Source organism: Kitasatospora sp. NPDC003701, assembly GCF_053587085.1.
Genome location: NZ_JBSFNM010000009.1, coordinates 67463 through 83807, shown reverse-complemented (window position 1 = coordinate 83807; position 16345 = coordinate 67463). Strand labels below are relative to the sequence as shown.

The following is a 16345-nucleotide window of genomic DNA, read 5'->3' as shown; positions in this document are numbered from 1 at the left end:
TCGGTGTGGCGGCACGCGCCGGGGCGCGTCGGGGCGGTCGTCGGCTCAGGCCGGACCGGACTGCGGAAAGTCGGAGGAGTGCTCCGGGGCGAGCTGGGCGCCAGGGCGCAGCGCCACGGCCGCGTGGTTCACCGCGGTGGCGGCCTCGCCGAAGCCGACCGAGATCAGCGGGACCCGGCCCTCGTAGGTGCAGCCGTCCCCGACCGCGTAGACCTGCGGCAGGCTGGTCCGCATCGCGGCGTCGACCAGGATCTGGCGGTGCTCCAGCGCCAGGCCCCAGTCGGCGATCGGGCCCAGCTGGGAGGAGAAGCCGAGCGCGGCGACCAGGGCCTGCGCGGGCAGCTCCAGCCCGCCCTCGGGGCTGTGGACGGTCACGCCCTCCAGGTGGTCCGCGCCGTGGCAGGCGGTGACCTGGGCGTCGGTGACGACCCGCACCGGCGCGGCGTACAGCTGCTTCACGCTGTGCTCGTGGGCCCGGAAGCTGCCGCGCCGGTGGACGACGGTGACCGACCGGGCGATCGGGGCCAGCGCGAGCGCCCAGTCCACCGCGCTGTCGCCGCCGCCGACGATCACCACGTCGCGGTCGCGGTGCTCCTCCAGCCGGGGCACGTGGTAGGCGACGCCCCGGCCCTCGTAGGGCAGCGAGCACGGCAGGGTGCGGGGCACCACGCGGCCGATGCCGGCGGAGATCACCACCGCCCCGGCGAGCACCCGGCTGCCCGCGTCGGTGGTGATCTCCCACCCGGTGCCGTGCGGCGCGAGGGTCGTCGCGGTCTGGCCGAGCAGGTAGCGCGGCTCGAAGGTCGCGGCCTGCTCCAGCAGGTTGTCGATCAACTCCCGCCCCTTGACCGCGACATGGCCGGCCACGTCGTACAGCCGCTTCTCGGGGTAGAGCGCGGCCACCTGGCCGCCCGGCTGCTCCAGCGCGTCGATGACCGCGCTGGTCAGACCGCGGAACCCGGCGTAGTACGCGCCGTACAGGCCCGCGGGGCCGGCTCCGACGATGGCGATGTCGACAGTGGACTCGGTGGCTGGCGCCACGGCCGTCTCCTTTGGTGTTCGGAAGCAGGGATGGGCGCGGTCCGGCCGGCCAGGGCGCGGGCTCAGGACCTGAGGCCCGCGGTGTCGACGCGCTGCGGGCGCCGAGCACGGAGGAAGGCGGGACGAACGCGCGGAGAGCCACCACGCCGGTGGCTCTCGTCGCACTCACGGCAGCAGCGCGTCGATCCTCGCAACGCTCCCGATCGAGCGTCAAGAAGCCTTGGGGCGGCCACCGTCCGGGACGTCGGCCCGCTGGGCGAGCTCGTCCGCGAAGCGGCTCCACTCGCGCGCGAAACTGCTCGCCAGGTCGGCCACGGCCGCGGCACAGTGCGGCGGCACGGCGGCGATCAGCTCCTGGCCGGTCCGCGCGTCGAAGTCATGGGTGCCCAGCCAGCGCAGCAACAGCCGCCCGGACTCGGTGAACCGCAGCGACGGGTCCTTCGCGAGCCGCTCCAGGATGCCCGACCGGTCGGGCTCCGGGGTCCGCGACCGCGCACCCTGGCCGGAGCGGGCCGGGAGGGCGCGGCGGTCCTGCTTCGGGACGCGTCCGGCCAACCGGAGCGGGTCCTCCCCCTGCCGCAGCAGCCGGCGCACCTCGTGCGCGGTGCTGGACGAGATGCCGACGGCCTGCGAGATCTCCCGCAGGGTCGCCTCCGGCCGTTCGGTCAGCAGGGCGACCGCGGCCCGGCGCCCCTCGACGGGATCCACCGGACGGATCCGGCCGTCCTGGCCGACCCGGGCGCTCGACTGAGGATTTTCCTCGCTCGACCGGCGCCTGATCGCCCCCACGGTCTTCGGCGACAGCCCGGTGGTGCGCGCGATCGCCCGGTCCGACCAGCCCGGATGGGAGCCGAGGATGCGGGTGGCCGCCGCCCGGCGGTCCCCCAGGGTCAGCGGAAGGCCGTGCGCCACATTGGCCTCGACCGACCGGATGAAGATCTCCTCCTCCGGCCCGTCCAGGTAGCGCACCCTGATCCGGCGCTCGCCCCGCAGGGTGGCGGCGCGCAACCGGTGCATGCCGTCGACCACCCGCCGGGTGGCACGGTGCACCAGGATCGGGTCGAAGGCCGTCCCGCTCTGGGCAAGCGTCTCGACATGTCCGCTGTCCTCGCCCGCGAGCCGCGGCGAGTCGGCCGGCCTCAACTCCGCGATCGGCACGCTGTTGACTTCGGACGTGACAGCCCCCGTCACCACCACCACCCCCTTCTCCGCTACCGCCTCATAAGACAGCACCCTTCGATTGCTTGCCAAGTTTGTCAATCTCTTTGGCAGATGCTTGTCAAAGAACCCGAGGTGAGCTACGTTGCCGCTGCGGAGTGATCGGGGGGAAGCCGGCCCGTACCGCCGCCAGGATTCACTGCTGAACAACCCTAGGGAATGCACGATGAACACACTCCGCCGCTCTCTCGCGCTCACCGGTCTGGCGGTGGTCCTCGCATTCGGCGCGGCCCAGAACCTCCATGCCCTGTCGGGCCACCCGGCCACCACGACCACGGCGGGAACCGGCATCACGATCGTCGTTCCCGATGGCAAGGAGGGCGACATCGAGTGGCCGTGAGCCCCTCCGACCAGCCCTGATCCGCCGCGCGCCGGGCCCCGGTTTGACAGAATTGCCGGGGCCCCGGTGCGGGCTTGACAAATGCCGGTGGCGCTGTGGCAGTGTCGTCGCCATGCTCCAGACGTCCATCCAAACCCTGCCACAGCCCTACTTCGGCATCCGGCTACGGACGATCCGGCAGAACCGAGGCATCTCGCAGGCCCAGCTGACAGGGCCCGGCATGTCAGCCGCCTACCTCTCACGTCTGGAGTCGGGCAGCCGCCCGCCGACCGACCGCGCGGTGGCCTACCTCTGCGACAAGCTGGACCTGCCGCTCTCCTCGTTCCAGGCCGAGCCGGCCGACCGTACCGCCGAGACGCTCGCCATGGTGGTCTCCGGGTGTGACACCGAGGACGCCACCCGACTGCTGCTGGACACCGTGCAGCAGGGCGCCCCCACCCACCCCGCACTGCGCTGGCAGTCCCTCTGGATGCTGGCCGAGAACCAGCGCAAGAGCGGCGCCCGCCAGGACCAGCAGAGCACCCTGCAGTCGCTCACCGAGCTGAGCGACCAGATCGAGCACCCCCACCTCCAGGTCAGAGCCCGGGTCCAGCTGGCGCGATGTCAAAGGACCACCGGCGACGCGCACGCCGCCCACCGGGTCGCCACCGAGGCCTACGCCCTCGCGACCGAGCACCAGCTCTCCCGCAGCGACCTGACCCGCACCCTGCTCGTCCTGATCTCCGTCGAGGCCGAGACCGGCCGGCTGGTCGAGGCCGTGGACCACACCGACCAGGTGCTCCGGCTGGCCGACGAACTCCCGGTCGCCCTGCGTGCCGAGTCCTTCTGGACGGCCGGCAGCATCCGCATCCGGCAGGGAAGACACGCCGACGCCGCCGCCCTGCTGGAACAGGCCATGGACCTGCTGGGCGCCGGCAACGACGAACTGCTGCTCTGGATGCGGCTGAGACTCGCCGCCGCCTCGCTCTACCTGCGGATGGACCCGCGCCGCGCCGACCAGGCCGAACGCCGGCTCCGCGAGGCCGCCCCGGCCGTCGAACTGCTGAACCTCCCGGTCCACCAGCAGGAGTTCCTCACCCTCCAGGCGCACCTCGCCTTCCACCAGGACGACCACCCGGCCGCCCGGGAACTCTGCGAACGCCTCGGCGACCACCCCGAGCACCTGTCCTTTCGGGACCGCGTCCGGCACCTCATGCTGCGCAACCAGCTGCGCATCCTGAACGGTGAGCGCGACGCCGCGATCCGGGAGCTGGAACAACTCGCCCAACAGGCCCAGGACGCGGCCAACATCGACCTCGCCTCCGAGGTCTGGCGCTCCCTCGCCGTCACGCTGGCCCAGGCCGCACGCCCCGCCTGAGCCGGTCCGGTCCGCCCTCCGGTCACCGTCGGTAAACGATCCCGACCCACCGGCGGAGCAACGGGCCCCGCTCGAACGCCGCGACGCGAAGTGCCCCCGGCCGGAGAACCCGGCTCAGCACTCGCGGACCGCGCCCCCGCCCCGGTGACCGCCGTGCCGACCCCGCCGGCCGCCACCCGCGCGCCGCCGCCACCCGCGCACCGCCGCGCACCCCCACCGCCTGCGCAACTCCCCCCGCCGCCAGCGCCGTCGGCCGGATCGTCCTGCCTCCTCCGTGCCCCACCCCGCACGGAGTCGAGCACGCCGCCGAACGCCCTTTTCGCGCCGCCGAGGATTCCGTCCCGCATTTGGCGATGATCACACCTCATGCCCATATCCGGAGGAGCTCCGACCGCTTCGGCGCGCGTCGCAACGCCACGAAGGCAGGCATAGCCGACATTCCCCTGAGCACACATGAAAATTGCCCCGGGATTCCCTCCGAATCCTTGACAAGCGGCCCGGTCGCGGCCTGAAAACCCCGCGGGCCACCGGGGTCGCCCCGGTGGCCCGAATGTCATCACGGAGAGTCAGAGCAGTGGCCCGACGGGCTGCTCGGCGGACCCCGGAGCCCCTGCGGACCGCGCGGGCTTCAGGACGACGGCCGTCAGCAGCAGGGCCAGCGCCAGCAGCGCGGCGGCGACCGTGAACGCGAGCCGGAACCCGCCGGTCAGGGCCTCCGCGGCGGGGTGCCCGGCGCCGGTCAGCGTCTCGGTCCGGGTGGCGGCGAGGGTGGTCAGGACGGCGACGCCGAGCGCCGCACCGACCTGCTGGGTGGTGTTGAAGAGACCGGAGGCGGCGCCCGCGTCCGCCGCCCCCGCACCCGACATGCCCAGCGCGGTCAGACCGGAGAGCACCAGGCCGCCACCGCCGATCAGCAGCATGGTCGGCAGCAGGTGGACGGGGTAGTCGGCGTCGGCCGGCAGCCGGGTGAGCAGCCCCAGCGCGGCGACCAGCAGGGCCAGACCGGCCAGCAGGACGTTGCGCTCGCCGAAGCGGGCGTTCAGCCGGGCGGAGAGGAACAGCGACACGGCCCCGATGGAGAGCGCCGCCGGGAGCATCGCGAGGCCGGTCGCGGCCGCGCCGTAGCCGAGGACGTTCTGCAGGTAGAGCGCGAGCAGGATCTGGAAGCCGAACAGCCCGGAGATCGCCAGGACCTGGACCAGGTTGGCGCCGGCCACGGTCCGGGAGCGGAGCATCCGCAGCGGCAGCAGCGGGTGGGCGGCGCGGGCCTGGCGCAGCAGGAAGCCGGCCAGCAGCAGGGCGGAGAGCGCGCCGAGGCCGAGGGTGCGGGCGGACGCCCAACCGTGCTCGCCGGTACCGACGATGGTGTAGATGCCGAGCATCAGGGCCGCGGTGATCAGCACCGCGCCGAGGGCGTCGGCACCGGCCCGCAGACCCGGGCCGCGGTCGGCGTCGAGCACCCGCACCGCGAGCAGGACGGCGGCGAGGCCGAGCGGCAGGTTGATCAGGAAGATCCAGTGCCAGTTGAGCGCCTGGGTGAGGATGCCGCCGAGGACCTGGCCGATCGAGGCGCCGGCCGCGCCGACGAAGCTGAAGGCGCCGATCGCCCGGCCGCGCTCGCCCGGCTCGGGGAAGAGCGTGACGATCATGCCGAGGCTGACCGCGGAGGCCATCGCGCCGCCGACGCCCTGGAGGAAGCGGGCGGCGATCAGCATGCCCTGGTCGGTGGCGACCGCGCAGAGCAGCGAGGCGGCGGTGAAGAGGGCGAGCCCGGCGATGAAGACCCGCTTGCGGCCGATCAGGTCGCCGAGCCGGCCGGCCAGCAGGAGCAGACCGCCGAAGGCGATCAGGTAGGCGTTGACCGTCCAGGTCAGATCGGCGGACGAGAAGCCGAGGTCGGACTGGATGGCCGGCAGGGCCACGGTGACGATCGAGCCGTCCAGGATGATCATCAGCATCCCCGCGCAGAGCACCGCCAGGGCGAGGGCGCGGGATCGGGCCGCTGCGGCCCGGGTCGGGGCGGGGGCGGGGGCGAGCGGGGCGGGGGCGCTCGGAGCATGCGTGGTCATGGCGGGTCTCCCGGTTCGTCGAGTACCGGGTATGACACTAACAGATTGTTTTGTTCGGGACTATCTTTCTCAGGATGGTCCCTCTCGGGATGCTCAGCCCCGGGAGCGGCGGGCCCGCCGAACCGTCCGGTCGCTCTCCACCGGCTCCGCCAGATGCCCGCCCACCAGTCGGGTCAGCGCCGAGACGAAGATCGTCCGGTCGGGCTCGGGCAGCGACTCCAGCAGCTCGCGGTGGACCCGGTCGGCGATCGCGGTGCCCTGCTCGACGGCCCGCTCGCCCGCCTCGGTCACCGAGATGATCCGGGCCCGGCGGTCGGTGGCGGACGGCCGGCGCTCCGCCAGGCCCGCCTTCTCCAGCTCGTCCACGGTGACGACCATGGTGGTCTTGTCCAGGTCCGACAGCTCGGCCAGCTGGATCTGGGTGCGCTCGGACTCCAGCGCGTGGAACAGCACGCAGTAGGCGCGGGGGGTGATCCCCAGCTCGGTGAAGGCGGCCGCCATCCGGGTCGCCAGCACGTGGCTGGCGTGGTCCAGCAGACCGGAGATGTCTCGAATCTGGCGCACGGCCGGGCTCGTCGTCATACGTCCGAGCGTAGCAAGGCCGTCTGCCGGCAGATGATCCCGTGAGCAACCAATCCGGGCGCGGCGCGGACCTCCGGAGGGGCCGGCGGCACCCCCGCCGCGGTCTACGGAATGCCGAGCTCGAACAGCGCGTACCCCGCGTACCAGCCCGCCGCGAGGGTCGGCATCGCGAACAGGCCCACCAGGGTGGGCACCCGCACCCGGCGCAGCGCGATCGCCAGACCGATGAAGAGCGGGAAGGCGGGCAGCAGGTAGCGCGAGATGTTGCCGAAGATCTGGTTGCTGCTCAGCGCGGTGAAGACGGTCAGCAGGGTGTAGACCACCAGCACCAGCGGCGGCCGGAGGCGCAGCAGCAGCACCAGCAGCCCGGGCAGGGCGATCAGCAGGGCCACCGCGATGAGGTCGGGCGCCGGGTTCGACTGCCAGAAGTCCCAGTGCCCGGTGATCACGTCCAGGAAGGTGCGGGAGGTCGAGGCGCCCCAGTCGAAGTAGCGGTTCCAGGCGCCGCGCTGCAGCTTGAAGTAGCCGCCCCAGTCGTCCATCCGGTAGCCGACCCAGCCGACGTACCAGAGCAGGCCCCACGGGGTGATCAGCATCGCGGTCAGCGGTCGCGCCACGCCGTCCGTCCGCCGGACCAGGGCCACCAGTGCGGAGATCGAGACGGCCGCGATCAGGGCGGCGGCGGTGGGCCGGTTGAGACCGGCCGCGAAGGCGAGCAGTCCGGCGGCGAGCCAGCGGTGCGTCATCACGCAGTAGCAGGCCCACGCGGAGATCGCGACGAACAGCGAGTCCGAGTAGACCGCCCACTCGGCCCCCGAGCCCGGGAAGAGGCCCCAGATCACCGCGGCGGTCACACCGGCCCGGAAACCGCCGAGCCGCTCGGCGACGGCGAAGATGCCGGCCGCCGCGACGAACGAGGCCAGCACCGAGACCGCGATGCCCGAGCCGTAGGGGCCGAGGCCGGTGACGGCACCGACCAGGCGCATCAGCCACGGGTAGAGCGGGAAGAAGGCGGCCGAGTTCTCGTAGTAGGTGGCGAGCGGGTAGCCGTGCAGCGGGATCAGCTGCGGGTCGTAGCCGTTCTCGGCGATCCGCTGGTACCAGACGCCGTCCCAGGTGCCGAGCACGTCCCAGGGCTGGGCGCCGCCGCCGCGGCCCGGGTCCTTCCTGAGGAAGTCGCCGGTGTGCGAGAGCAGCAGCAGGAAGACGGTCAGGCCGGTGGCCTTCACCACCGCGTACGCGCCGAGCGCGGGCGCGAAGCGGTCCACGGCGGCGGCGAAGCGCCCCTGCCGCTCGGCGTCGCCCGGGGCCGCCCCGGCGCCGGGCGGCTCAGCGCTCGCCGGTTCCGTGCTCGATGTACTCGATGCCGTGCTCATCAGCTCTGGACTCCCCGCCCCCGCTCGTGATCGGCGCGGCCACGATCGCGCCGCCGAGCGAGCCTACGGCACTGGGGTTCGACGACCCGCGCCAACCTTCCGTCCCGGACCCCCCGGAGGAGGAGAACCCTCGCGGGAAAACGGGTGGCGCCCACCGGGTCCCGCACCGGACGATCGCGGGATGTCCGACCACCACCCTCCCGTGCGCCAGGTCCGGGCGGCCTTCACCGCCGACACGATCACGGTCTACCAGGCCTTCGCTCCGGAGATCGCCGGTCCGGCGGCGGCCGACGGGCGCTTCCCGGCCGCCTTCGACCGCGACCGGATGACCTGGATCAAGCCGTCCTTCCTCTGGCTGATGCACCGCAGCGACTGGGCCCGCAGCCCGGGCCAGGAGCGGGTGCTGGCCCTGGAGATCAGTCGCGCCGGATTCGACTGGGCGCTCGGGCAGGCGGTGCTGAGCGCGTACACCCGCCGGGTGCACGCGTCGCAGGCCGACTGGAAGCGGGAGCTGCGACGGAGCCCGGTCCGGGTCCAGTGGGATCCGGACCGGGGCCCGGGGCTCCAGCCGCTGGCCCGGCGGGCGATCCAGGTGGGCCTGCGCGGCGAGGCGGCGCGACGCTACGCGGACGAGTGGATCACGCGGATCACCGACGTCACCCCGCTGGCCGACGCCGTCCGGCGCGGTGGGGACGTCTCGCTGCTGCCGGTCGAGTCGGCGTATCCGGTGGACGGCTCCGCCGCCGCCCGGTTGGGGGCGGCGGCGGGGTAGTGGGGTGCCGTCAGCCGTGCAGGTAGACGATGCCGAGCTTGGTGAGCCGCCAGAGCTGGTTGGCGGCGCCGGTGTCGGTGGCGAGTTCGACCAGGGTGTTGCCCTTGGCGTCGAGGCTGCCGCTCGCGGTGGCGACCTTGCTCCGGTCCTGGGAGTCGGCCAGCTTGTAGCGGCCGTCGCCGGCCGGCTCGAAGACCCAGTGCTGGTTGCCGCCGCCGTTGCAGCCCCACTGCTGGAGCCGGGTGCCGGGGGCGGTGGAGCCCGCGTTGGCGTCCAGGCACATGTTCCGGTTGCCGCTGAAGTCCAGCTCGTAGCTGCCGCCCTGCTTGGCCTCCAGGACGAAGGACTGGTTCAGCCCGCCGGTGGCGGTGTAGGTGATGGCGCTGCGGCCGTTGGTGGAGTCGCCGTAGGTGCCGCCGCCGGAGAGGTCGAGCACCTTGCCGTCGGCGGCGGAGGTGAGCTGGTACCAGGCGCCGTCCTCGGGTGCGTCGGCGAACGGCTTCCCGGGGGTGAGCGGCTGGATGGACGTGGTGTTCTGCTGGTTGAGGGTGCAGTAGGCCTGCTGCTGGTCCGGCCGGGCGTAGAACTGGCCGAGGCAGACGCCCTCGCCGCGGTAGCCGGCCACCCGCAGGTGGTACGACTGGCGGACCATGTTCATGCAGAGGCCGGGGATGCCGATCTGCGAGTCGCAGCCGTTGCGCACCCACTCGGAGAGGTTGATGACGTCCCCGTTGGTGTACTCGTACGGGGAGCTGGTCCACTCGGCGCAGACCTCGTGGCCGAAGGCGACCCGCCGCTGGTCCAGGTACCGGACGCCGGGCACCTGCTCGGCCGCGCCGCGCAGCATGTCGCTGAAGAGCGGCACCACCCAGTTGTGGCCCCAGGCGAGGTCCTCGGGGAACGCCGGGCAGCCGTCGGCGATCTTGCCGAGGTAGTCGTTGCGGCGGATGTCCGGGGTGATCGGGTTGAAGTAGGACTGGTAGACCAGCTGGTAGGCGGAGTCGGCGTAGCCGGCCTTCCGCATGGTCTGACGGATGTTCTGCAGCGCCGCGACGACCTTGGGACGGACCCGCTCGGCCCGTGCGGCGATCTCCTGGCTGCCGAGGGTGTCGCGGCAGCCCTGGTCCTTGGGGATCGGGAAGTACTGCGCGAGGCAGTGCATCATGATCCCGCTGAAGTCGAAGTCGTCGTTGGCGCCGATCGTGACGACGACCAGCTTGACGTCGTACGTGCTCGCGACCTCGGCGAGTTGGACGTCCTGCTTGCGCTCGCCGAAGTCCCCGCTGCCGGGGCCGGTGATCGCGGCCAGCGCGGGGTCGCTGACCAGGTCGCCGGTCTGGGCGCCGGAGCAGGCCAGGTCGACCGGGGTGACGTCCGGGATGCCGGTGACGAAGATCTCCGACTTGGGGTGCCGGTGGCAGTAGTTGGTGGGCGAGTCGGTCTCGGGGAAGTAGCCGTCACCGGTGTCGGTGCCGGCCCCCTCGCCGGAGATGGCGCTGTCGCCGAGGGCGACGACCGCGGCCGGACGGGTGGCGGGGGCGGCGGCCGGGCCGGTGTCGGCGAGGGCGGTGGGGGCGCCGGCCAGGCCGAGGGCGGCGACGAGGGCGCCCGTCGCGAGCAGCGCGCCGTACGGGGAGCGGCGCGCGACCGACCGGGGTCTGCGCGCGCCTGACAGTCGTGACCTGATCACACGTGACTCCTTGCGGGGTGGGGGACCGCCCGACCGGGGGCGCCGGACGGCTCGGAGCAAAGAAAGGTGAGCAGGTCTCACATTCTAGATACTGACAAGTAACGCAACAAGGCTCCGGACAGCACCGGCCGCAGTTCCCCACCCGGGCCGCGAACACGGCCGGGGACACCGGCGCGAACACGACCGCGAACACGGCCGGGAACGCGGAGAGCCGCCGCTCCGCGCCCCAGGAGGGAAGCGCGGAACGGCGGCTCGCGCCGGCCGAACCGGGCGCAGATCAGCCAGCGTTGACGCAGTGGTTGCCGAACGAGGGGTTCAGCAGGCCGATGATGTCGATCGTGTTGCCGCACAGGTTGATCGGGACGTGGACCGGCACCTGCAGCTGGTTGCCGGAGATGACGCCGGGGGAACCCGCGGCGACACCCTCGGCGCCGGAGCTGGCCACCGCGGTGCCGGCACCGGCCGCCACGATGCCTACCACGGCGGCACCGACGGCGGCCGTCTTCTTGATGCTCATAGGAGCCTCCTGACTAATCGACAGAGATGCACGGGGAGTGCGACATCTAGAACGACACCCGTCCGACCCGGTTGCGACGCCGCCCGCTTTGTCACCCGAGTGGCCCAACAGGGTCCGGGCCCGGGCATTCGGGTGATCACCGGACCCGACCGTTTCCCCCCGGACGCTGCCTCGTTCTCCCTGACGGAACCACGCTCCGCACAGGCCCACTAGACGAATCGAGTACCGCACATGCGCAAGCTCGCCCACGGCGCCATCGGCACGGCGGCCACCGCCGCCCTGCTGGCCGCCGGCGCCGGCGTCGCCGCCGCCCACCACGCCCACGGCGCGTCCGCCGAGGGCGTCGCGGCCGGTTCGCCCGGGGTGGCCTCGGGCAACCAGATCGAGGTCCCGGTGCACGTCCCGGTGAACCTGTGCGGCAACTCCGTCAACGTGGTCGGCCTGCTCAACCCGGCGTTCGGCAACCACTGCGCGAACGCCTGACCCAGCGCGGAGCGGCCGCCCGGCACGCCGGGCGGTCCATCGACTCCGGGAGATCCGCCGCCGGTCCGACCCCGTCCGGAATTGCTCCTGGTCGCGCGTCTGCGCGAGTTGTTCCCGGCCGTGCGGGAATTCCTCGCGACGCGCGGTGCAGCGGCGGCCGATCCATCGCCCAAGCCACGGGCGACACGCGCCACTTGGGCCGCCAGAGTGACAATCACGGCAATCCCAGAAGCCAGCGGGCGATGATTTCCCTTCGCCCGGCTCCCGACTAATTCCCTTTACGGTCGGGCAGAAAACGGAGGAAGAAACCACATGCGCAACCTCAAGAAGGCCGCCGTCCTGTCCCTCGCCGCCGCCGGCCTGGTCGTCGGCGCGGCCGGCGGCGCGTTCGCCAGCTCCGGTGCCGAGGGCGTCGCCGCCGGCTCCCCCGGTGTGCTCTCCGGCAACCAGATCCAGATCCCGGTGCACATCCCGGTCAACGTCTGCGGCAACTCCATCGGCGTCATCAGCATCCTGAACCCGGCGTTCGGCAACAACTGCGCCAACATCGGCTGATCCGGCGGTCGCCGAACCGGCGACAGCTGCTTCACCGAGTCCGTGCCGCACCCCGCCCACAGCGGGGTGCGGCCCGCTCCACCCGTGTGTGATCGAGGAGATCAACCCCCATGCAGAACGTGAAGAAGGCCGCCGTCCTCTCCGCCGCCGCCGCCGGCCTGGTGATGGGCGCGGCGGGCTCCGCCGCCGCCAGCTCCGGCGCCGAGGGCGTCGCCGCCGGCTCCCCCGGCGTGCTCTCCGGCAACCAGCTCCAGGTCCCGGTGCACATCCCGGTGAACCTGTGCGGCAACTCCGTCAACGTGGTCGGCCTGCTGAACCCGGCGTTCGGCAACGCCTGCGCCAACGTGGAGGCGCACCCGCACCACGACGCGGACGACTGCTGATCCCCGATCGGCACCCGTACCGGCCGAACTGCCCCCCGCCCAGCCGGCCGGGGGGCAGTTCGGCGTACCCGGGCGCAGTCCGGCGGCCCGGGGCCCCGATCCCCCGAAGGGTGACTCGCATGGCAGCGAAGAGCGCGGTTCCGAAGAGCACGGCCGCGAAGAGCACGGCCGCGAAGAGCACGATCTCGATGACGGGCGGGGCCGGCCTGGCCGCCGCCCTGGGCGCCGCGATGCTGCTCGGCGCCGGTGCCGGCACGGCGTACGCGGCGCCGGCCGAGGGCGGCGCCAACCTGGCCAAGACCGACCTCGCCCAGGCGCTGGGCGGCACCACCGCCGGCCTCGGCTACGGCATCGCGCCGATCAAGGACCTGCGGGTGGACCCGTGGGCCAACTCCTCCGCCGACGTGCTGAACAACGGCGCGACCGTCCGGCCGGAGGACACCGGACTGGCCCCGGTCAGCACCAGCACGCTGACCGGCCCGCTGAGCGCCGGCGGCGGCCCGCGCGACCTCCCGGTCGTCGGCCAGCTGCTCGGCGCCCTGCCGGGCTGAGCCCGCCGCCGCACGGCCGGGAGCCCGGCGCCCCGTCCGTACGGAGGGGGCGCCGGGCTCCCGCGCTGCCCGGCCCGCGGCCCTGCGGCCCGGTCCCGGAGCGGCTCAGAGCTGGGCGAGCCCGGCCAGGCCGGTCTGCTCCACGACGCCGGTGGTGGTCGCGGCGGTGGTCGCGGCCAGGTTCCCCACCGAGTCGGTGACGGAGATCCGCTCGTCCTCGTTGCCGAGGGTCGCCTTGGCGCCCGGGACGGCCTGCACCGCGCCGGTGATCAGCCGCGGGTCGATCTCGTCGACCTTGAGCGTGCCGTCGGCCAGCTGCCCGGTGCCGTCCTGGGCGAGGGCGAGCGGCTTGCCCAGGCCGATCCCGGGGGTGTCGGCGTGCAGCGGGGCAGCCGGGGCCTCCAGCAGCAGCTCGCCGAGGTCGGCGCCCCGGTCGACCAGCGGCAGCGGCAGCTCGGCCTTGGCCGACGGGCCGACCTTGCCGGTGACGAACCCGGGCACGATCTGCTCCGGGAGCAGGTCGTTGCCGGTGGTGCGGCCGGGCACGGCCGGCATCACCAGCGAGGTCGGGATGCCGCCGGAGATCCGGCTGTCCAGCGGCGCGAGCGGCACGTCCACCGGGACCTGCTGGGTGGCCAGCCGGTCCTCCAGGGCTCCGACCTGGTCGGGGTTGACCGCGGCGGCGGAGGCCGCCCCCGGGGAGGCGAGCATGCCCGCACCGACCGCCAGCAGCATCGCGCCGGCCCGCTTGGAGAACTTCATGCTTTTCACCGTTCTACCTGTCCGTACTGGGGATCTGGGGGACGGCTGCGCAGGGCGCAGCCGAAAGCAATCTGTCTCAACGAGACACCCGGAGCCCGGATTGCGGCGGTTAACCGGTTCGGCCTAATAATCCGACCGGAAACCCTCGGAAGCCGCGCCTCCCGGACTCTTTTCAAAAATCCCCGTAACCTTCCGTGGCGTCATTCTTTGATCTGAATGTCAGTGACCGCAGACCGGGCCTGAGCGTTCTACGCGTTGTACGCACGGAAACCAAAAGCATTCCAGAGAGGGATCTCCCCATGATCCAGAAGTCCTTCGCCGCCGCCGGCCTGGCCGTCGCCGCGCTGGCCGCCGCCGCGGCGCCGGCCTCGGCCATCGCGGACTCGGACGGCTCCGCCGCGTCCCTCCAGGGCAACGGCGGGACCAACTTCACCGGCACCGTCGGTGACAACAGCCCGAACTTCCACTTCCTGGACAACGCGAACGTCTGCCTCCCCGAGATCCACAACATCGCCGTCGGCGTGCTCGGTGTGGCCGTCCCGGTCGAGGTCCCGATCGCCAACAGCGGTGGCAAGCAGTACTGCACCCAGGGCCAGGGCACCCAGAGCAAGGGCGACTCCGGCGTCTCCCACCTCATCGGCTGACCTGCCGTCCCGCGTCACCTCCCTGAACCACCCTTCGAATCGCTCCCCGATTCACCTCCCGAGAGGAAACCCGAAATGATCAAGAAGACCCTCGCCGCCGCCGGCCTGGCCGCCGCCGCCATCGCGATGTCCGCCGGCTCGGCCTCCGCCATCGCCGACTCGGACGGCTCGGCCGTCTCCGCCCAGGGCAACGGCGGCACCAACCAGACCGGCACCCACGGCAACGGTTCGCCGAACTTCCACACCCTGGACAACGCGAACATCTGCCTGCCGGAGGTCCACAACATCGCGGTCGCCGTCATCGGTGTCGCGGTTCCGGTCGAGGTTCCGGTCCTCAACAGCACCCCGAAGCAGATCTGCAACGTCGGCCAGAACACCCAGTCCTCGGGCGACGCGGGTGTCTCGCACCTGATCGGCTGATCCCGGCAACAGGGCAGCGACGGAGGGCCCGGGGACGTGTCCCCGGGCCCTCCGGGCTTCGGTGGCTCGACTGCCCGGACGGTCCGTGCTCCGGTGACGGGCCGACCGGGTGACAGGCCGTCGGTGCGGCGCGTGGGGCGCCCGCGGCCGACGGCACCGTGTGTTCACGTGTCAGTGGCAGGGCGCCCGGACGGGCGCTCCGGAAGAGAGGGATGATCCCATGAAGAGCATGCTGGGCAAGGCCGCGCTGACCGCCTTCGGCGCACTGGCGCTCGCGGGTGTCGCCACCCCGGCGTTCGCGCACGTCGGCCTGGCCGGCGGCGGCGAGTTCGTCGCCTCGGCCCACCCGGTGTTCGCCGCCGGTGAGGTGTGGGGCCTCGCCCACACCTCGCACATCCACAGCGGCGCGCACGGCTGGGGCGCCGCCACCTCCACCGACGCGCTCGGTGGCCTGGAGGGCTTCGCCCACGTCGGCTGAGGCCCGGGCAGCACGACGGAGGCCGGACCCCGCTCGGGGTCCGGCCTCCGTCGTGCGTCGATCTGCTACTTGATCATCGCGGCGGCCTCGACCGCCCAGTAGGTGAGGATCTGCTCGGCGCCGGCCCGGCGGATCGAGGTCAGCGTCTCCAGGATCATCCGCTCCCGGTCGATCCAGCCGTTGGCCGCGGCGGCCTCGACCATCGCGTACTCCCCGGAGACCTGGTACGCGGCGACCGGCACCGGCGACGCGTCGGCCACCTGGCGCAGGATGTCCAGGTAGGCCATCGCGGGCTTGACCATCACCAGGTCGGCGCCCTCGGCGACGTCCAGCTCCAGCTCGCGCAGCGCCTCGCGGGCGTTGGCCGGGTCCTGCTGGTAGCTCTTGCGGTCGCCCTTCAGCGAGGAGCCGACCGCCTCCCGGAACGGGCCGTAGAACGCCGAGGCGTACTTGGCGGTGTAGGCGAGGATGCCGGTGTCCTGGTGCCCGGCCTCGTCCAGGGCCCTGCGGACCACGGCGATCTGGCCGTCCATCATCCCGGACGGGCCGACCAGGTGGACGCCCGCGTCCGCCTGCACCCGGGCCATCTCGGCGTAGCGCTCCAGCGTCGCGTCGTTGTCCACGCTGCCGTCGGCGGCCAGGACGCCGCAGTGGCCGTGGTCGGTGTACTCGTCCAGGCAGAGGTCGGACATGACCACCAGGGAGTCGCCGACCTCGGAGACCACGTCCCGGATCGCCTGCTGCAGGATGCCGTCCGGGTTGGTGCCCTCGCTGCCGGTCGCGTCCTGCACCTCGGGCACGCCGAACAGCATGATCCCGCCCAGGCCCGCCTCGGCGGCCTCGACCGCGGCCTTGCGCAGCGTGTCGCGGGTGTGCTGGACGACGCCCGGCATCGACGTCACCGGGACCGGCTCGCGGACGCCCTCGCGGACGAACAGCGGCAGGATCAGCTCCGCCGGGTGCAGCCTGGTCTCCGCGACCAGCCGGCGCATCGCCGGGGTCGAGCGCAGCCGGCGGGGGCGAACGTACGGGAATTCAGCGGACACGGCTTCTCTCTCCGAACGGTTGTGCAGTGCCGGGGGCGGCGGTGCGGCCGCCCCCGGTCCG

General features: G+C 72.8%; 19 protein-coding genes. 10 read left to right on the top strand and 9 right to left on the bottom strand.

Annotation, left to right across the window (positions count from 1 at the left end; all coding sequences use genetic code 11):
• Positions 1-45: 45 nt before the first annotated feature.
• Together ACWDRR_RS11385 and ACWDRR_RS11380 are read right to left on the bottom strand one after the other, a co-directional pair.
• A complete protein-coding gene (locus ACWDRR_RS11385) occupies positions 46-1041 on the bottom strand; it encodes an NAD(P)/FAD-dependent oxidoreductase (RefSeq protein WP_449771942.1) in 996 nt (331 codons plus the stop codon).
• A 210-nt stretch (positions 1042-1251) separates the two neighbouring features.
• Complete coding sequence (locus ACWDRR_RS11380) at positions 1252-2274, bottom strand: ParB/RepB/Spo0J family partition protein (protein ID WP_449771941.1); 1023 nt, start codon at positions 2272-2274, stop codon at positions 1252-1254.
• A gap of 151 nt (positions 2275-2425) precedes the next feature.
• Here ACWDRR_RS11380 and ACWDRR_RS11375 point away from each other — a divergent pair, with 151 nt between their 5' ends.
• Together ACWDRR_RS11375 and ACWDRR_RS11370 are read left to right on the top strand one after the other, a co-directional pair.
• Positions 2426-2599, top strand: coding sequence for a hypothetical protein (locus ACWDRR_RS11375; RefSeq protein ID WP_449771940.1), 174 nt, complete (start codon positions 2426-2428; stop codon positions 2597-2599).
• Positions 2568-3956 carry a helix-turn-helix domain-containing protein gene (locus ACWDRR_RS11370; protein ID WP_449771939.1) on the top strand — a complete coding sequence of 463 codons (1389 nt, stop codon included), beginning with the start codon at positions 2568-2570 and terminating at the stop codon, positions 3954-3956. The genes ACWDRR_RS11375 and ACWDRR_RS11370 overlap by 32 nt, the downstream gene beginning before the upstream one ends.
• A 566-nt stretch (positions 3957-4522) precedes the next feature.
• Here the strand turns inward: ACWDRR_RS11370 and ACWDRR_RS11365 are convergent.
• The 3 genes from ACWDRR_RS11365 to ACWDRR_RS11355 all read right to left on the bottom strand — a co-directional run bounded on the left by ACWDRR_RS11365 (position 4523) and on the right by ACWDRR_RS11355 (position 7983).
• On the bottom strand, positions 4523-6025 hold the full coding sequence (locus ACWDRR_RS11365; RefSeq protein WP_449771938.1) for a DHA2 family efflux MFS transporter permease subunit: 1503 nt from the start codon (positions 6023-6025) through the stop codon (positions 4523-4525).
• 93 nt (positions 6026-6118) lie between these two features.
• The gene (locus ACWDRR_RS11360; RefSeq protein ID WP_449771937.1) at positions 6119-6607 is read right to left on the bottom strand and encodes a MarR family winged helix-turn-helix transcriptional regulator; all 489 of its coding nucleotides are present in this window, start codon (positions 6605-6607) and stop codon (positions 6119-6121) included.
• Positions 6608-6711: 104 nt separating this feature from the next.
• On the bottom strand, positions 6712-7983 hold the full coding sequence (locus ACWDRR_RS11355) for a hypothetical protein (protein ID WP_449771936.1): 1272 nt from the start codon (positions 7981-7983) through the stop codon (positions 6712-6714).
• Between the two features lie 181 nt (positions 7984-8164).
• Between ACWDRR_RS11355 and ACWDRR_RS11350 the strand changes: the two genes are divergently transcribed.
• The gene (locus tag ACWDRR_RS11350; RefSeq protein ID WP_449771935.1) at positions 8165-8755 is read left to right on the top strand and encodes a DUF4291 domain-containing protein; all 591 of its coding nucleotides are present in this window, start codon (positions 8165-8167) and stop codon (positions 8753-8755) included.
• A 10-nt stretch (positions 8756-8765) separates the two neighbouring features.
• Here ACWDRR_RS11350 and ACWDRR_RS11345 read toward each other — a convergent pair whose 3' ends face one another.
• Both ACWDRR_RS11345 and ACWDRR_RS11340 read right to left on the bottom strand, forming a co-directional pair.
• Positions 8766-10445, bottom strand: a complete 1680-nt coding sequence (locus ACWDRR_RS11345; RefSeq protein WP_449771934.1) for an RICIN domain-containing protein — start codon at positions 10443-10445, stop codon at positions 8766-8768.
• 277 nt (positions 10446-10722) lie between these two features.
• The gene (locus tag ACWDRR_RS11340) at positions 10723-10962 is read right to left on the bottom strand and encodes a chaplin (protein WP_449771933.1); all 240 of its coding nucleotides are present in this window, start codon (positions 10960-10962) and stop codon (positions 10723-10725) included.
• A gap of 231 nt (positions 10963-11193) precedes the next feature.
• Between ACWDRR_RS11340 and ACWDRR_RS11335 the strand changes: the two genes are divergently transcribed.
• From ACWDRR_RS11335 to ACWDRR_RS11320, 4 genes are all read left to right on the top strand, one after another.
• On the top strand, positions 11194-11445 hold the full coding sequence (locus tag ACWDRR_RS11335; protein ID WP_449771932.1) for a chaplin: 252 nt from the start codon (positions 11194-11196) through the stop codon (positions 11443-11445).
• Positions 11446-11757: 312 nt separating this feature from the next.
• Positions 11758-12000 (top strand): chaplin, encoded by a 243-nt coding sequence (locus ACWDRR_RS11330; protein WP_449771931.1) that lies wholly within the window; start codon positions 11758-11760, stop codon positions 11998-12000.
• A gap of 110 nt (positions 12001-12110) precedes the next feature.
• Positions 12111-12383, top strand: a complete 273-nt coding sequence (locus tag ACWDRR_RS11325; protein ID WP_449771930.1) for a chaplin — start codon at positions 12111-12113, stop codon at positions 12381-12383.
• Positions 12384-12502: 119 nt separating this feature from the next.
• Positions 12503-12934 carry a hypothetical protein gene (locus ACWDRR_RS11320; RefSeq protein ID WP_449771929.1) on the top strand — a complete coding sequence of 144 codons (432 nt, stop codon included), beginning with the start codon at positions 12503-12505 and terminating at the stop codon, positions 12932-12934.
• A gap of 105 nt (positions 12935-13039) precedes the next feature.
• On the opposite strand, the gene ACWDRR_RS11315 is transcribed toward ACWDRR_RS11320, so the two are convergent.
• Positions 13040-13696 carry a hypothetical protein gene (locus ACWDRR_RS11315; protein ID WP_449771928.1) on the bottom strand — a complete coding sequence of 219 codons (657 nt, stop codon included), beginning with the start codon at positions 13694-13696 and terminating at the stop codon, positions 13040-13042.
• 299 nt (positions 13697-13995) lie between these two features.
• Here ACWDRR_RS11315 and ACWDRR_RS11310 point away from each other — a divergent pair, with 299 nt between their 5' ends.
• The 3 genes from ACWDRR_RS11310 to ACWDRR_RS11300 all read left to right on the top strand — a co-directional run bounded on the left by ACWDRR_RS11310 (position 13996) and on the right by ACWDRR_RS11300 (position 15238).
• Complete coding sequence (locus ACWDRR_RS11310; protein WP_313764319.1) at positions 13996-14340, top strand: rodlet layer protein; 345 nt, start codon at positions 13996-13998, stop codon at positions 14338-14340.
• Positions 14341-14415: 75 nt separating this feature from the next.
• The gene (locus ACWDRR_RS11305) at positions 14416-14760 is read left to right on the top strand and encodes a rodlet layer protein (RefSeq protein ID WP_449771927.1); all 345 of its coding nucleotides are present in this window, start codon (positions 14416-14418) and stop codon (positions 14758-14760) included.
• A 220-nt stretch (positions 14761-14980) separates the two neighbouring features.
• Entirely contained in the window at positions 14981-15238 is a 258-nt protein-coding gene (locus tag ACWDRR_RS11300; RefSeq protein WP_449771926.1) for a hypothetical protein, read from the top strand.
• A gap of 65 nt (positions 15239-15303) precedes the next feature.
• Here ACWDRR_RS11300 and hemB read toward each other — a convergent pair whose 3' ends face one another.
• On the bottom strand, positions 15304-16284 hold the full coding sequence (gene hemB, locus ACWDRR_RS11295; RefSeq protein ID WP_449771925.1) for a porphobilinogen synthase: 981 nt from the start codon (positions 16282-16284) through the stop codon (positions 15304-15306).
• Positions 16285-16345 lie beyond the last annotated feature (61 nt).

Coding starts and splice junctions, on each gene's coding strand:
- ACWDRR_RS11375 (WP_449771940.1), top strand. CDS start 2,426: ATGAACACACTCCGCCGCTCTCTCGCGCTCACCGGTCTGGCGGTGGTC.
- ACWDRR_RS11370 (WP_449771939.1), top strand. CDS start 2,568: ATGGCAAGGAGGGCGACATCGAGTGGCCGTGAGCCCCTCCGACCAGCC.
- ACWDRR_RS11310 (WP_313764319.1), top strand. CDS start 13,996: ATGATCCAGAAGTCCTTCGCCGCCGCCGGCCTGGCCGTCGCCGCGCTG.
- ACWDRR_RS11300 (WP_449771926.1), top strand. CDS start 14,981: ATGAAGAGCATGCTGGGCAAGGCCGCGCTGACCGCCTTCGGCGCACTG.
- ACWDRR_RS11315 (WP_449771928.1), bottom strand. CDS start 13,696: ATGAAGTTCTCCAAGCGGGCCGGCGCGATGCTGCTGGCGGTCGGTGCG.
- ACWDRR_RS11365 (WP_449771938.1), bottom strand. CDS start 6,025: ATGACCACGCATGCTCCGAGCGCCCCCGCCCCGCTCGCCCCCGCCCCC.
- ACWDRR_RS11320 (WP_449771929.1), top strand. CDS start 12,503: ATGGCAGCGAAGAGCGCGGTTCCGAAGAGCACGGCCGCGAAGAGCACG.
- ACWDRR_RS11360 (WP_449771937.1), bottom strand. CDS start 6,607: ATGACGACGAGCCCGGCCGTGCGCCAGATTCGAGACATCTCCGGTCTG.
- ACWDRR_RS11325 (WP_449771930.1), top strand. CDS start 12,111: ATGCAGAACGTGAAGAAGGCCGCCGTCCTCTCCGCCGCCGCCGCCGGC.
- ACWDRR_RS11305 (WP_449771927.1), top strand. CDS start 14,416: ATGATCAAGAAGACCCTCGCCGCCGCCGGCCTGGCCGCCGCCGCCATC.
- ACWDRR_RS11340 (WP_449771933.1), bottom strand. CDS start 10,962: ATGAGCATCAAGAAGACGGCCGCCGTCGGTGCCGCCGTGGTAGGCATC.
- ACWDRR_RS11330 (WP_449771931.1), top strand. CDS start 11,758: ATGCGCAACCTCAAGAAGGCCGCCGTCCTGTCCCTCGCCGCCGCCGGC.
- ACWDRR_RS11335 (WP_449771932.1), top strand. CDS start 11,194: ATGCGCAAGCTCGCCCACGGCGCCATCGGCACGGCGGCCACCGCCGCC.
- ACWDRR_RS11355 (WP_449771936.1), bottom strand. CDS start 7,983: ATGAGCACGGCATCGAGTACATCGAGCACGGAACCGGCGAGCGCTGAG.
- ACWDRR_RS11350 (WP_449771935.1), top strand. CDS start 8,165: ATGTCCGACCACCACCCTCCCGTGCGCCAGGTCCGGGCGGCCTTCACC.